Origin of the sequence: Pseudomonas sp. NFX1 (assembly GCF_051123555.1) — a bacterium.
In the GTDB taxonomy this organism is placed as follows: domain Bacteria; phylum Pseudomonadota; class Gammaproteobacteria; order Pseudomonadales; family Pseudomonadaceae; genus Aquipseudomonas; species Aquipseudomonas capeferrum.
The window spans coordinates 4,786,937-4,799,755 of record NZ_CP169366.1; the positions used below are offsets into that span (position 1 = coordinate 4,786,937).

At 63.9% G+C, this 12,819-nt stretch carries 12 protein-coding genes; 8 read left to right on the forward strand and 4 right to left on the reverse strand.

Annotation, left to right across the window (positions count from 1 at the left end; genetic code table 11):
* Positions 1-172: 172 nt before the first annotated feature.
* Entirely contained in the window at positions 173-1,666 is a 1,494-nt protein-coding gene (locus DJ563_RS21575; protein WP_033702292.1) for an aldehyde dehydrogenase, read from the forward strand.
* 142 nt (positions 1,667-1,808) lie between these two features.
* Complete coding sequence (locus tag DJ563_RS21580) at positions 1,809-2,948, forward strand: MFS transporter (protein ID WP_274100331.1); 1,140 nt, start codon at positions 1,809-1,811, stop codon at positions 2,946-2,948.
* Between the two features lie 75 nt (positions 2,949-3,023).
* Here DJ563_RS21580 and DJ563_RS21585 read toward each other — a convergent pair whose 3' ends face one another.
* Together DJ563_RS21585 and DJ563_RS21590 are read right to left on the reverse strand one after the other, a co-directional pair.
* A complete protein-coding gene (locus tag DJ563_RS21585) occupies positions 3,024-4,577 on the reverse strand; it encodes a phospholipase D family protein (protein ID WP_274100332.1) in 1,554 nt (517 codons plus the stop codon).
* A 60-nt stretch (positions 4,578-4,637) separates the two neighbouring features.
* Positions 4,638-6,068, reverse strand: coding sequence for a PLP-dependent aminotransferase family protein (locus DJ563_RS21590; RefSeq protein WP_162525053.1), 1,431 nt, complete (start codon positions 6,066-6,068; stop codon positions 4,638-4,640).
* Positions 6,069-6,246: 178 nt separating this feature from the next.
* On the opposite strand from DJ563_RS21590, the gene DJ563_RS21595 reads away from it, so the two are divergent.
* Positions 6,247-6,477 (forward strand): DUF1127 domain-containing protein, encoded by a 231-nt coding sequence (locus DJ563_RS21595; protein ID WP_434518311.1) that lies wholly within the window; start codon positions 6,247-6,249, stop codon positions 6,475-6,477.
* Positions 6,478-6,569: 92 nt separating this feature from the next.
* Here the strand turns inward: DJ563_RS21595 and DJ563_RS21600 are convergent, their stop codons facing one another.
* The gene (locus DJ563_RS21600; protein WP_274099362.1) at positions 6,570-7,862 is read right to left on the reverse strand and encodes an NAD(P)/FAD-dependent oxidoreductase; all 1,293 of its coding nucleotides are present in this window, start codon (positions 7,860-7,862) and stop codon (positions 6,570-6,572) included.
* A gap of 162 nt (positions 7,863-8,024) precedes the next feature.
* On the opposite strand from DJ563_RS21600, the gene DJ563_RS21605 reads away from it, so the two are divergent.
* Positions 8,025-8,378 carry a YkgJ family cysteine cluster protein gene (locus DJ563_RS21605; RefSeq protein ID WP_434518312.1) on the forward strand — a complete coding sequence of 118 codons (354 nt, stop codon included), beginning with the start codon at positions 8,025-8,027 and terminating at the stop codon, positions 8,376-8,378.
* A gap of 2 nt (positions 8,379-8,380) precedes the next feature.
* On the opposite strand, the gene dadR is transcribed toward DJ563_RS21605, so the two are convergent.
* Positions 8,381-8,869 carry a transcriptional regulator DadR gene (gene dadR / locus DJ563_RS21610; RefSeq protein ID WP_003258963.1) on the reverse strand — a complete coding sequence of 163 codons (489 nt, stop codon included), beginning with the start codon at positions 8,867-8,869 and terminating at the stop codon, positions 8,381-8,383.
* 155 nt (positions 8,870-9,024) lie between these two features.
* On the opposite strand from dadR, the gene dadA reads away from it, so the two are divergent.
* From dadA to DJ563_RS21630, 4 genes are all read left to right on the forward strand, one after another.
* Positions 9,025-10,326 (forward strand): D-amino acid dehydrogenase, encoded by a 1,302-nt coding sequence (gene dadA, locus DJ563_RS21615; RefSeq protein ID WP_033702277.1) that lies wholly within the window; start codon positions 9,025-9,027, stop codon positions 10,324-10,326.
* Between the two features lie 88 nt (positions 10,327-10,414).
* Positions 10,415-11,488 (forward strand): alanine racemase, encoded by a 1,074-nt coding sequence (gene alr, locus DJ563_RS21620; protein ID WP_186663730.1) that lies wholly within the window; start codon positions 10,415-10,417, stop codon positions 11,486-11,488.
* Positions 11,489-11,612: 124 nt separating this feature from the next.
* Complete coding sequence (locus DJ563_RS21625) at positions 11,613-12,161, forward strand: cupin domain-containing protein (RefSeq protein ID WP_033702273.1); 549 nt, start codon at positions 11,613-11,615, stop codon at positions 12,159-12,161.
* A gap of 154 nt (positions 12,162-12,315) precedes the next feature.
* On the forward strand, positions 12,316-12,720 hold the full coding sequence (locus DJ563_RS21630) for a c-type cytochrome (RefSeq protein WP_047582592.1): 405 nt from the start codon (positions 12,316-12,318) through the stop codon (positions 12,718-12,720).
* Positions 12,721-12,819: the final 99 nt, after the last annotated feature.

The following is a 12,819-nucleotide window of genomic DNA, read 5'->3' on the forward strand; positions in this document are numbered from 1 at the left end:
TAAAATGAACATCAGTAGGCGTTTAGGCCTTTCGTGTCAAATATATTGATAGTTTACACAGCCTGGTTTAGGGTATCGCTTGCCCGTGTGCGCTCGTCGCCCGGCCAGAATTCTGACAACGCCAGTGAGTCCTCAGTGCGGCGTTGCACCTAAACAAGAGGAGGAGTTTCGTATGACCACCCTGACTCGTGCGGACTGGGAACAACGTGCCCAGCAACTGAAGATCGAAGGCCGTGCCTTCATCAACGGCGAATACACCGACGCCGCATCCGGTGAAACCTTCGAGTGCCTGAGCCCGGTCGACGGACGCTTCCTGGCCAAGGTCGCCAGCTGCGACCTGGCCGACGCCAACCGTGCTGTCGAGAACGCCCGCGCCACCTTCGATTCCGGTGTCTGGTCGCGCCTGGCGCCGGCCAAGCGCAAGGCCAAGCTGATCCGCTTCGCCGACCTGCTGCGCAAGAACGTCGAAGAGCTGGCGCTGCTCGAAACCCTGGACATGGGCAAGCCGATCGGCGATTCCTCGAGCATCGACGTCCCAGGTGCGGCACAAGCCCTGCACTGGAATGCCGAAGCCATCGACAAGGTTTACGACGAAGTCGCGCCGACGCCGCATGACCAGCTCGGCCTGGTAACCCGTGAGCCGGTGGGTGTGGTCGGCGCCATCGTGCCGTGGAACTTCCCGCTGCTGATGGCATGCTGGAAGCTCGGCCCAGCCCTGGCCACCGGTAACTCGGTAGTCCTGAAGCCGTCCGAGAAATCGCCACTGACCGCCATCCGCATCGCCCAGCTGGCCATCGAAGCCGGCATCCCGGCCGGTGTGCTGAACGTGCTGCCAGGCTACGGCCACACAGTGGGCAAGGCCCTGGCCCTGCACATGGACGTCGACACCCTGGTGTTCACCGGTTCGACCAAGATCGCCAAGCAACTGATGATCTACGCTGGCGAATCGAACATGAAACGCATCTGGCTGGAAGCCGGTGGCAAGAGCCCGAATATCGTCTTCGCCGACGCGCCAGACCTGCAAGCTGCCGCCGAAGCCGCCGCCAGCGCCATCGCGTTCAACCAAGGCGAAGTCTGCACCGCGGGCTCGCGCCTGCTGGTCGAGCGTTCGATCAAGGACACCTTCCTGCCTATGGTGGTCGAGGCCCTCAAAGGCTGGAAGCCAGGCAACCCACTGGACCCGCAGACCACCGTCGGTGCGCTGGTCGACACCCAGCAGATGAACACCGTGCTGTCGTACATCGACGCCGGCCACAAGGACGGCGCCAAACTGCTGGCTGGTGGCAAGCGCATCCTCGAAGAGACCGGCGGCACCTACGTCGAGCCGACCATCTTCGACGGCGTGACCAACGCCATGAAGATCGCCCAGGAAGAGATCTTTGGCCCAGTATTGTCGGTGATTACCTTCGACACTGCCGAAGAAGCCATCGCCATCGCCAACGACACGCCGTATGGCCTGGCCGCCGGCATCTGGACCTCGGACATCTCCAAGGCCCACAAGACCGCCCGTGCCGTGCGCGCTGGCAGTGTCTGGGTCAACCAGTACGACGGCGGCGACATGACCGCACCGTTCGGCGGCTTCAAGCAGTCGGGCAACGGCCGTGACAAGTCGCTGCATGCGCTGGAGAAGTACACCGAGCTGAAGGCGACCTGGATCAAGCTGTAAATCGCTGGGGCCGCGCTGCGGCCCATTCGCGGGGCAAGCCCGCTCCCACAGGCTCACCACTGATTTCAGAATCTCGGTGGTGAGATTTTGGGGGCGGGCTTGTTCCGCGAGTGGGCCCAAGAAAATCCAACAGGAAGAACACATGCGCTGGGGCACCTACTTCGCCGTACTGGCATCCGTACTCAGTGTCGGCTTGGCGCTCGGCGTGAGCATGCCGCTGGTGTCCCTGCGCCTGGAAGGGTGGGGCTACGGCAGTTTTGCCATCGGCGTCATGGCCGCCATGCCTGCCTTGGGCGTATTGCTGGGCGCCAGCCTGGCCAGCCGCCTGGCCGGTTGGGTCGGCGTGCCCTCGGCGATGCGCCTGTGCCTGTGGGGCGGTGCGCTGTCGATCGGCCTGCTGGCGCTGCTGCCCAGCTACCCGCTCTGGCTGGCTCTGCGCCTGCTGATCGGCATGTCCCTGACCGTGGTGTTCATCCTTGGCGAAAGCTGGATCAACCAGCTGGTGGTCGAGCAATGGCGGGGCCGGCTGGTGGCGCTGTATGGCAGCAGCTATGCCTTGAGCCAGCTGGCCGGGCCATTGGTGCTGGGCTTTCTCGGCTCGGACGACGACTTCGGTTTCTGGGCCGCGACCGGCTTGCTGTTGCTGGCACCGCTGGTGCTGTTGGGGCGCGGCGGGGCGCCGACCACCGAAGCGTACAGCGTCACCTTCCGCGACCTGTTCGCCTTCTGCCGGCGCCTGCCGGTGATCGCCTGGGCGATTGCCCTGTTCGCTTCGTTCGAGGCGATGATCCTGACCTTGCTGCCGGTCTACTGCCTGCAGCAAGGGTTCACTACCGAGATTGCCCTGTTCATGGTGAGCACCGTGGTGGTGGGCGATGCGGTGCTGCAATTGCCCATCGGCGCATTGGCCGACCGCATGTCGCGGCGCACCCTGTTCAGCGGTTGTGCGGTGACCTTGCTGTGCTCAAGCCTGGCGATTCCGCTGTTGCTGCACACGCCGGTGATCTGGCCGCTGTGGGTGCTGTTCGGGGCCAGTGCCGGTGGCCTGTTCACCTTGTCGCTGGTGTTGATCGGCGAGCGCTATCGGGATGATGCGCTGGTGCGGGCCAATGCCCACGTGGCGCAGTTGTGGGGCATTGGTTGCCTGCTTGGGCCGCTGTTGGCGGGGGCCGGCAGCCAGTGGATCAGCGGGCATGCGTTGCCGTTGCTGATGGCTGTGGGGGCGGCGGGGTTGGTGGTGTTGATTCGGCGGCGGGGGGCTTTCGAGCCGGCTTCGGCTTGAGCATGTATGGGGCCGCTTTGCGGCCCTTTCCGCCCGGTCCGGCGCCCCGGCAAGGCCGCGCCTACAGGGCTGCGATCACAGCATTTTTTCAAGGCCGACGGCCTTGCTGACCCAGGCGTTGAACCGTCGCCACATCCCGCCAGGCTCCGACGTCAGTATCCGCTGCCTGCCGTCTTCTTCAGTCACCCACACCAGTTTGTCGTCCCGCAACTGCGGCTGATAGCTCAGCGCCGGGGCCATACCCTGCACTGCCAGCGCGCGCGTGTATTCGGCCAGTTCCGGGCTGTCCACCAGCACCCCGACTTCGGTATTCCACAGCACTGATCGCGGGTCGAAGTTGAACGAGCCGATGAAGGTCTTGCGCCGGTCGAACACGATCGCCTTGCTGTGCAGGCTCGAATCCGAACCGCCATGGAAGCTCAAGCGCCCGGCACTCGGGTCACCCGGTTGGCGGCGTAACTCATACAGCTTCACACCATGTTCGAGCAGCGCTCGGCGATACGGCGCATAGCCGCCGTGCACTGCGGGTACGTCGGTCGCTTCCAGCGAGTTGGTCAGCAGTTTGACCGAGATGCCGGCATCGGCGTTGTGGGTCAGGTACAGCAAGCCCGATTCACCGGGCACGAAATACGCCGACACCAGGATCAGCTCGTGGCGAACATTGTTCAGGTCGGGGGCCAGTTGCTTGGTCAGCAACAGTTGCGGGTCTGGCTCGTCATTGGCCAGGACCTTGCTCGGCGCATCCCAGAGGGCCTGGCTGTGCGCCCAGATCAACTCGTTGCGCCACACATCCAGGCGCGGCTGCGACTGGTAGGCCATCAAGCGGTCATACAAGGCCTTGCGTCGCGTACGCGCCTCGGCCAGGGAAACCTCCAGGCGATGGCGGCTGGCGTGCAGGTCGTGGGCATCGGGCTGGCGCCAGAGGAAATCGCCGATGGGGCGGCTCAGGGCGCTGTTCCAGTACTGGTCGAAACTGTGGCCCAGCTGTTCGGCCACCGGGCCCACGCCCAGCAGGTCGATGTCGGTGAAGTTGAGGTTGGGTTCGGCATCGAAGTATTCGTCGCCCAGGTTGCGCCCGCCGACGATGGCCATGCTGTTGTCCACCAGGAACAGCTTGTTGTGCATGCGCCGGTGCTGGCGCGACAGGTTGAACAAGCGGCCCACCGCGCGCGTCACCCCGGTGCTGCGCCCCAGGTGCAGCGGGTTGAAGACGCGAATCTGGATGTTCGGGTGGGCGTCGAGGGTACCCATGATGGTGTCCAGGCCGTCGCTGGTGGTGTCGTCGAGCAGAATGCGCACGCGCACGCCGCGGTCGGCGGCACGCAACAGTTCATGGACCAGCGCACGGGTGCTGAGGCCGTCATGAACGATGTAGTACTGCAGGTCGATGCTGGCCTGGGCGTTGCGGATCAGCTCGGCGCGCGCGCGAAACGCCTCGTTGCTGTTGGGTAGCAAACGAAAGCCCGAACGGCCCTCGTAGGGCGCTGCCTGGCGCAGCACCGAGCGACCGAAGGCTGAGTCTTTGGCCGGCAGCGCCTGGCTGACTTCGCGGGGGATGTCGACGCTTGCGCAGCCTGCGAGGCCGCACAATAGCGTCAGCAGAAGCGGCAGAGCTCGCTGCAATCTCAAGGTAAGCGTGTCCTGTACAGCAAAGGCCTAAGGGGTTGGACCATGGTGGGCGGCGCAAAGTTACGCGCAGGCGTCGTCCTGATCCAGTAGACGAAGGGCGGTTTCACCCACTTTGCGCACGGCGGCCTCGATTGACGGCGTAGGCAGGGCCGCGAAGTTCATGCGCAAGCAGTGACGGAACTTGCCCGAGGCAGAGAAAATGCTGCCCACGGCGATCTGTACACCTTGCTCCAGTAAAGCGCGGTTCAGCCGCAGCGTGTCGAAATGTTCAGGCAGTTCGACCCACAGCATGAAGCCACCCTGGGGCCGGCTGACACGCGTGCCCGGCGGGAAGTAACGGGTCACCCAGTCGCTCATCAGGTCGCGGCTGCGTTGGTACTGGCTGCGCATGCGCCGCACGTGAGGCTGGTAATGGCCGGCTTTGATGAAGTCGGCGATGGCCAGTTGGGGCTGGCTGGCGGTGCTGCCGGTGCTGATGTACTTCATGTGCAGCACCCGCTCCAGGTAACGCCCCGGCGCTACCCAGCCGATGCGCAGGCCGGGTGCCAAGGTCTTGGAGAACGAACTGCACAGCAATACACGGCCGTCGTCGTCGAACGACTTGAGGGTGCGCGGGCGCGGGTAGGTGTAGGCCAGGTCGCCGTACACATCGTCTTCGAGAATGGCCACGTCATAGCGCTGGGCCAGGCTGAGCAAGGCCTTCTTGCGCGCCTCGGGCATGATGTAACCCAATGGGTTGTTGCAGCTCGGGGTGATCTGGATGAGCTTGATCGGCCACTGCTCCAGGGCCAGTTCCAGTGCTTCGAGGCTGATGCCGGTGACCGGGTCGGTGGGGATCTCCAGCGCCTTCATGCCCAGGCCCTTGAGGGTTTGCATGGCGCCATGGAAGCTGGGCGAGTCGACCGCGACGATGTCGCCTGGCTCGCACACGGCGCGAATGCTGCAGGACAGCGCCTCATGGCAGCCGGTGGTCACCACCAGGTCCGCCGGGCTCAGGCGGCAGCCGGAGTCCAGCGTCAGGCGGGCGATCTGCTCGCGCAGGGCCAGGTTGCCATGGATGTTGTCGTAATAGAGGCCGGGCATGTCCTGGCGCCGGCTCAGCTGGGCGAGGCTGCGCAGCAGCGGCTTGAGGGTCGGGCTGTTGATGTCGGGCATGCCGCGCCCCAGTTGCATCACGTCCTGGCGTGGGGTGCTGCGGACCAGTTCCAGCACCTGCTCCCACTGGGAGATGTCCACGGGGCGCTGGGCTGGGCGGCTGACGGCGGGCAGGGCAGGGAGGTGGCGGCCTTCGCTGACGAAATAGCCGGATTTGGGCCGCGGCGAGACCATGCCGCTGTCTTCGAGCATGCGGTAGGCCTGTTGCACGGTGCTCAGGCTGACCCCGTGCTCCACGCTCAGGGCACGCACCGAGGGCAGGCGCTGACCAGGGCGATACAAGCCCTGTTCGATACGGGCGCCGAGCAACTCGGCGAGGTTGAGGTAAAGCGTCACGGCATACTCCAGCGCCGCTGAGCTGCAGCGACCAGTACAGTTGCGCTGAAAATACAGCATTCACCCGTCGATTCGCCAATTCTGTATGGGAATAATAAGCCGCTATTGGATCTGTATTGTCATCAGTGCCGGCGCGCATGCTTGCTTCACGGTATCAACTGATCGGGAGAACGCAGCGATGGGTGGCATGAGCGATGTGCGCTTGCAACTGATGGCCAAGGAGCTGGAAACCGGGCAGTACGCCAAGGTCTTCAACGCGCCGGCAGGCCTGGGCCGTTGGGGGCTGATGCTGCACCGCTGGCACACCCGCAGGGCCTTGTTGCAACTGACCGATGATGAATTGCGCGATGTCGGGCTGAGCTGGGAGCAGGCCCGAGAAGAGGGGCGTAAGCCATTTTGGAGGGATTGATTGAGGGCTACGAGGTGCATGGCTTGAGGGTGATGGCGGCGCTCGATTTGCGCGCCACTATCACCCTCAAGGCATGCTCCGCCTCACATCACCTAAACCAATTCCTTGAGCCGGTGCCAGAGCATCCCCAATGCCAGCAGTGGCGAGCGCAGGTGCTTGCCGCCGGGGAAGGTGATGTGCGGCACCTTGGCGAACAGGTCGAAGCGCCCGCTCTGCTGGCCGCTGATGGCCTCGCCAAGCAGGCGCCCGGCCAGGTGGGTGGCGTTGAGCCCATGGCCGGAATAGGCCTGGGCGTAGTAGACGTTCGGCTGGCTGGCCAAACGCCCGATCTGTGGTAGGCGGTTGGCCCCGATGCCAATCATGCCGCCCCATTGGAATTCGATGCGCACATCGGCCAACTGCGGGAATACTTTGAGCATCTTTGGCCGCATGTAGGCGGCAATGTCTTGCGGGTCGCGGCCGGAATAGTGGCAGGCACCGCCGAACAGCAGCCGCTGGTCGGCAGACAGCCGGTAGTAATCCAGCGCCACGCGCTGGTCGCACACGGCCATGTTCTGCGGCAGCAGCGCGCGGGCACGCGCGTCGCCCAGGGGCTCGGTGGCGATGATGTAGCTGCCGGCGGGCAGCACCTTGCCGCCCAGCTCGCGGTTGAGGCCGTTGTGGTAGGCGTTGCAGCACAGTACCAACGTCTTCGCACGGACCCTGCCTTGAGCGGTGTGTACCTTGACTTCGGGGCCGTACTCGATGCGCGTGACCTCTGACTGCTCGAACAGCCGCACGCCAAGGCGGCTGGCCACGGCCGCTTCGCCGAGGGCCAGGTTGAGCGGGTGCAGGTGGCCCGAGCCCATGTCGATCAGGCCGCCCACATAGCGGTCGGAGCCGACCACGCTGTGGATATCGTCTTTCGCCACCAGACGCAGTTCGTGGCGATACCCCAGGCTGCGCAATGCTTCGGCTTCTTCGGCAAAGCCTTGCAGCTCGCCAGGTTTGTTGGCCAGGTCGCAATAGCCCCAGGTCAGGTCGCAGGCGATGTTGTGGCGCTCGACCCGCTCGCGGACGATCTCCACGGCCTCCAGGCCCATCAGCTTCATGCTGCGCACGCCTTCCTCGCCGATCACCGGGAGGAACTGCTCCAGGCCATGGCCGACACCGCGGATCAATTGCCCGCCGTTGCGCCCGCTGGCGCCCCAGCCGAGCTTGCAGGCTTCCAGCAGAATCACCGAGAGGCCACGTTCAGCCAGTTCGATGGCGGTGTTAATGCCTGAATAGCCACCGCCAATGATGCACACGTCGGCGCTGTGCTCGCCTTGCAGGAAGGCATGATCGGCGTGTGGCGCGCTGCTGGCGGCGTAATAGGAAGCGGCGTGCTGCGCGCTATGGATCATGGGGCAGGTCCTGGGCTTTTGGGCAGAAGGAGGGAGGATAAGCCGGGGTCGGAAGGTGGGCAACAAGGCGAGAGCCGCGTCCGCGTTCGCGGTTAAAGCTGCACCCACAGGGCCGGTGCAATGGGCCTATAATTCACCCCACCTTCTTGCCCTGTACCCGCCATGTCCTGCAACCGCCACAAGATCCACTTCCTGCGTGAACTCATCCCTTCTTTCGAGTGCGAGCCCGGCTGCCACGACTGCTGCGGCCCGGTCACCACCTCGGCCGAAGAAATGGCCCGCCTGCCGCGCAAGACCGGGGCCGAGCAAGCCGCTGCGCTGCAGCACCTGGACTGCGTGCACTTGGGCGCCAACGGCTGCACAGTGTATGAAGAGCGCCCGATGATCTGCCGCCTGTTCGGCACCACCCCACGCATGGCCTGCCCGCGCGGCCGTGGCCCGGAGCAGATGATCGAGCCCGAGGCCGAGCAGCTCGTTCATCAGTTCATTGCCACCACCCGCCAGGTGCTGGTCTAGCGTCAGTCCGGAATCGGCAGGCAGAGGCTCTCCTTCACCTCTTCCATCACGATGTAGCTCTTCGACTCGCGCACGTGCGGCAGCTTCAGCAGGATGTCGCCCAGCAGCTTGCGGTACGACGCCATCTCCGAAATACGCGCCTTTACCAGGTAGTCGAAATCGCCCGAAACCAGGTGGCACTCCAGCACATGGGGCAGCTTGAGCACCGCACGCCGAAACTCCTCGAAGGTGTCGCCAGACTTGTAGTCCAGGCTGATTTCGACGAACACCAGCAAGCTGCCCTTCAGGTGCTGCGGATTGAGCCGGGCGTTGTAGCCCATGATGATGCCCTCGCGTTCCAGGCGGCGGACGCGCTCGGTGCACGGGGTGGTGGAAAGCCCAACTTTCTCGCCCAGTTCGGTGAAGGAAATACGCCCGTCATTCTGCAGGATCCGCAGTATGTTGCGGTCGATCTTGTCCAGTTCACGCTTGCTCTGGTGCTGGGTTCTCATAGGGGATGCCCCTCCGTGAAAGGCAATATTGCCGAGAATTCTCGCCAAATATAGGCTTTTATATAGTGAATTGCACTGGTCTGTAATTTTTATACTGCGCGCATCCATGCCATTTCAACAAAAGACAGCGGTGCGCCGCGTGCGAGGGATCAACAATGCGAGTTCTGGTACTTGGTAGCGGTGTGATCGGAACCGCCAGTGCCTATTATCTGGCCCGGCAAGGTTACGAAGTGACGGTGGTCGACCGCCAGCCGGCGGTGGCCATGGAAACCAGCTTCGCCAACGCAGGCCAGATCTCGCCCGGCTATGCCTCGCCCTGGGCCGCCCCGGGTGTACCGCTCAAGGCCATCAAGTGGTTGCTCGAACGCCACGCGCCCCTGGCCATCAAGCTGACCGGCGACGTTGACCAGTACCTGTGGATGGCACAGATGCTGCGCAACTGCACCGCCAGCCGTTATGCGGTGAACAAGGAGCGCATGGTGCGTCTGTCCGAGTACAGCCGTGATTGCCTCGACGAGCTGCGCGCCGAAACCGGCATCGCTTATGAAGCCCGCACCCTGGGCACCACCCAGTTGTTCCGCACCCAGGCGCAGGTCGATGCCGCCGCCAAGGACATCGCCGTGCTCGAGCAGTCCGGTGTGCCTTATGAACTGCTCGACCGCGATGGCATCGCCCGCGTCGAACCGGCCCTGGCCGGGGTAAAAGACATCCTGGCCGGTGCCCTGCGCCTGCCCAACGACCAGACCGGCGACTGCCAGCTGTTCACCACCAAGCTTGCCGACATGGCGCTGAAGCTGGGTGTGGAGTTCCGCTTCGGCCAGGACATCCAGCGCCTGGACTTCGCCGGCGACCGCATCAATGGCGTGTGGATCGACGGCAAGCTGGAAACTGCCGACCGCTACGTGCTGGCCCTGGGCAGCTACTCGCCGCAGATGCTCAAGCCGCTGGGCATCAAGGCGCCGGTCTACCCGCTCAAGGGTTACTCGCTGACGGTGCCGATCACAAACGCCGACATGGCGCCGACCTCGACCATTCTCGATGAAACCTACAAGGTCGCCATCACCCGTTTCGACAACCGCATCCGCGTCGGCGGCATGGCTGAGATCGCCGGTTTTGACCTGTCGCTGAACCCGCGTCGACGCGAAACGCTGGAGATGATCGTCAACGACCTTTATCCTCGCGGCGGTGACCTGAGCCAAGCCAGTTTCTGGACCGGCCTGCGCCCGGCGACCCCGGACGGTACGCCGATCGTGGGTGCCACTGCGTTCCGTAACCTGTTCCTGAACACCGGTCACGGGACCTTGGGCTGGACCATGGCGTGCGGCTCTGGTCGCCTGTTGGCAGACCTGATTGCGCGCAAGAAGCCGCAGATCAGTGCCGAAGGCCTGGATATTTCCCGGTATGGCAACAGCCGGGAAGCCACCAAGCAAGGCCAGACCGCGCCCGTGCATCAATGATTTGAAGGCCTGCGCTGGCCTCTTCGCGGGGTTACCCGCGAAGAGGCAAACACCGTTATTAAACTGAACCACCATAAGGCATGCCGCCATGCGTCCCGCCCGCGCCCTGATCGACCTCCAGGCCCTGCGCCACAACTACCGCCTTGCCCGTGAACTGACCGGCGCCAAAGCCCTTGCCGTGATCAAGGCCGATGCCTACGGCCACGGCGCGGTGCGTTGCGCCCTGGCACTGGAGGCCGAAGCCGATGGCTTTGCCGTGGCCTGCATCGAAGAAGCGCTGGAGCTGCGCGCAGCTGGCATCAAGGCCCCAGTGCTGTTGCTCGAAGGCTTCTTCGAGGCCAGCGAACTCGCCCTGATCGCCGAGCACGACCTGTGGTGCGTGGTGCATTCGCTGTGGCAGCTCGAAGCAATCGAAAAGACCCAGGTGCACAAGCCGCTGACCGTCTGGCTGAAGCTCGACAGCGGCATGCACCGTGTCGGCCTGCACCCCAAGGATTATCACGAGGCGTATCAGCGCCTGCTGGCTACTGGCAGCGTCCTGCGCATCGTATTGATGAGCCACTTCGCCCGTGCCGACGAACTGGACGCGGACGCCACCGCCGAGCAGATCGCGGTGTTCGAGGCCGCGCGCCAGGGGCTGGCCGCCGAGTGCAGCTTGCGCAACTCGCCTGGGGTACTGGCGTGGCCACAGGCAGGCGGCGACTGGGTGCGCCCGGGCCTCATGCTGTATGGCGCCACACCTTTCGAAGTGGCCCAGGCCGAGGCTGAACGCCTGCAACCGGTAATGACCCTGCAATCGCGGGTCATCAGCGTGCGCGAGCTGCCGGCCGGCGAGCCGGTGGGCTATGGAGCCAAGTTCATCGGCACGCGGCCGACCCGTGTCGGCGTGGTCGCCATGGGCTATGCCGATGGCTACCCACGCCAGGCGCCCAATGGCACCCCGGTGATGGTCGCGGGCAAGCGCAGCCAGCTGATTGGCCGGGTGTCGATGGACATGCTGTGCATCGACCTGACCGATGTGCCCGAGGCTACCGTGGGCAGCCCGGTGGAGCTGTGGGGCAAGCAGGTGCTGGCCAGCGAGGTGGCTGCCCATGCCGGCACCATTCCGTACCAGATTTTCTGCAACCTCAAGCGGGTGCCGAGGGACTACTGTGGTGAGTAAGTGCGACGAATAAGACGCTGAAGCGGACAGGTTGCAGGGTGGTGTGTTGTAAATACTGAACGGCATTGCCATGATATCGTTCACATTCACCCCCCCTCTCTACCCGTTTCAGGAGGCTCCAGCTTTGGACGTCGGCGAACGACTGCAAGCCATCCGCAAGCTCAAGGGCCTGTCACAACGTGAGCTCGCCAAGCGCGCGGGTGTCACCAACAGCACCATCTCGATGATCGAGAAAAACAGCGTCAGCCCTTCGATCAGTTCGCTGCGCAAGGTGCTGAGTGGCATTCCGATGTCCATGGTCGAGTTCTTTTCGGTCGAACTGGCCGCCGAGAGCCCTACGCAGGTCGTCTACAAGGCCCATGAGCTGATCGATATCTCGGACGGTGCTGTGACCATGAAGCTGGTGGGCAAGTCGCACCCCAACCGCGCCATTGCGTTTCTCACCGAGGTCTACCCACCGGGTGCCGACACCGGCGCCGAGATGCTTACCCACGACGGTGAAGAGACCGGCATCCTGCTTGAAGGCCGGCTTGAGCTGGTGGTCGGCAACGAGATTTTCATCCTCGAAGAGGGCGACAGCTACTACTTCGAAAGCACCCGCCCGCACCGCTTTCGCAACCCTTTCAAGGAACCTGCCCGGTTGATCAGCGCCGCGACGCCTTCAAACTTTTGATCCAGCGCAGTGCATTGTTTCGGCAATACCCCTTTCCTGTGTGGGGTCGTTTCACGGCCTCTGGGTTCCCGCTATACTTTTCAACGCTCGCCGATCCGTGGCCGCGAGCGTGATTAGCCACCATGAGGGTGTACGCGTGAACCAAATCAAGAAGATGCTGGCCGTACCAGCAGCCGTATTCGCCCTCTGGGCAATGAGCGCAACCGCTGCAACCAATGACGACATCGCCAAGCGCCTAGAACCGGTGGGCCAGGTGTGCGTCCAGGGCCAGGAGTGCAAGGGCATGGAGGTGGCCACTGCGGCGGCTGGCGGCGCTGCCAAGACGCCGGACGACATCATCGCCAAGCATTGCAATGCCTGCCATGGCACCGGCTTGCTGGGCGCGCCGAAAATCGGCGATACCGCCGCGTGGAAGGAACGTGCCGACCACCAGGGCGGCCTGGATGGCATCCTGGCCAAGGCCATTACCGGTATCAATGCCATGCCGCCGAAAGGCACCTGTGCCGATTGCTCGGATGATGACCTGATGGGTGCGATCAAGAAGATGTCGGGGTTGTAAGTAGCCGCTCAATTGCATGAAGCCCGCCTTTGATGGCGGGCTTTGTATATGTGCAGCCAGTGCCGGCAACCAACCCGCTGAACGCCGTGTCCAACCCCT

Coding starts and splice junctions, on each gene's coding strand:
- dadA (WP_033702277.1), top strand. CDS start 9,025: ATGCGAGTTCTGGTACTTGGTAGCGGTGTGATCGGAACCGCCAGTGCC.
- DJ563_RS21600 (WP_274099362.1), bottom strand. CDS start 7,862: ATGATCCATAGCGCGCAGCACGCCGCTTCCTATTACGCCGCCAGCAGC.
- dadR (WP_003258963.1), bottom strand. CDS start 8,869: ATGAGAACCCAGCACCAGAGCAAGCGTGAACTGGACAAGATCGACCGC.
- DJ563_RS21575 (WP_033702292.1), top strand. CDS start 173: ATGACCACCCTGACTCGTGCGGACTGGGAACAACGTGCCCAGCAACTG.
- DJ563_RS21580 (WP_274100331.1), top strand. CDS start 1,809: ATGCGCTGGGGCACCTACTTCGCCGTACTGGCATCCGTACTCAGTGTC.
- DJ563_RS21605 (WP_434518312.1), top strand. CDS start 8,025: ATGTCCTGCAACCGCCACAAGATCCACTTCCTGCGTGAACTCATCCCT.
- DJ563_RS21595 (WP_434518311.1), top strand. CDS start 6,247: ATGGGTGGCATGAGCGATGTGCGCTTGCAACTGATGGCCAAGGAGCTG.
- alr (WP_186663730.1), top strand. CDS start 10,415: ATGCGTCCCGCCCGCGCCCTGATCGACCTCCAGGCCCTGCGCCACAAC.
- DJ563_RS21630 (WP_047582592.1), top strand. CDS start 12,316: ATGCTGGCCGTACCAGCAGCCGTATTCGCCCTCTGGGCAATGAGCGCA.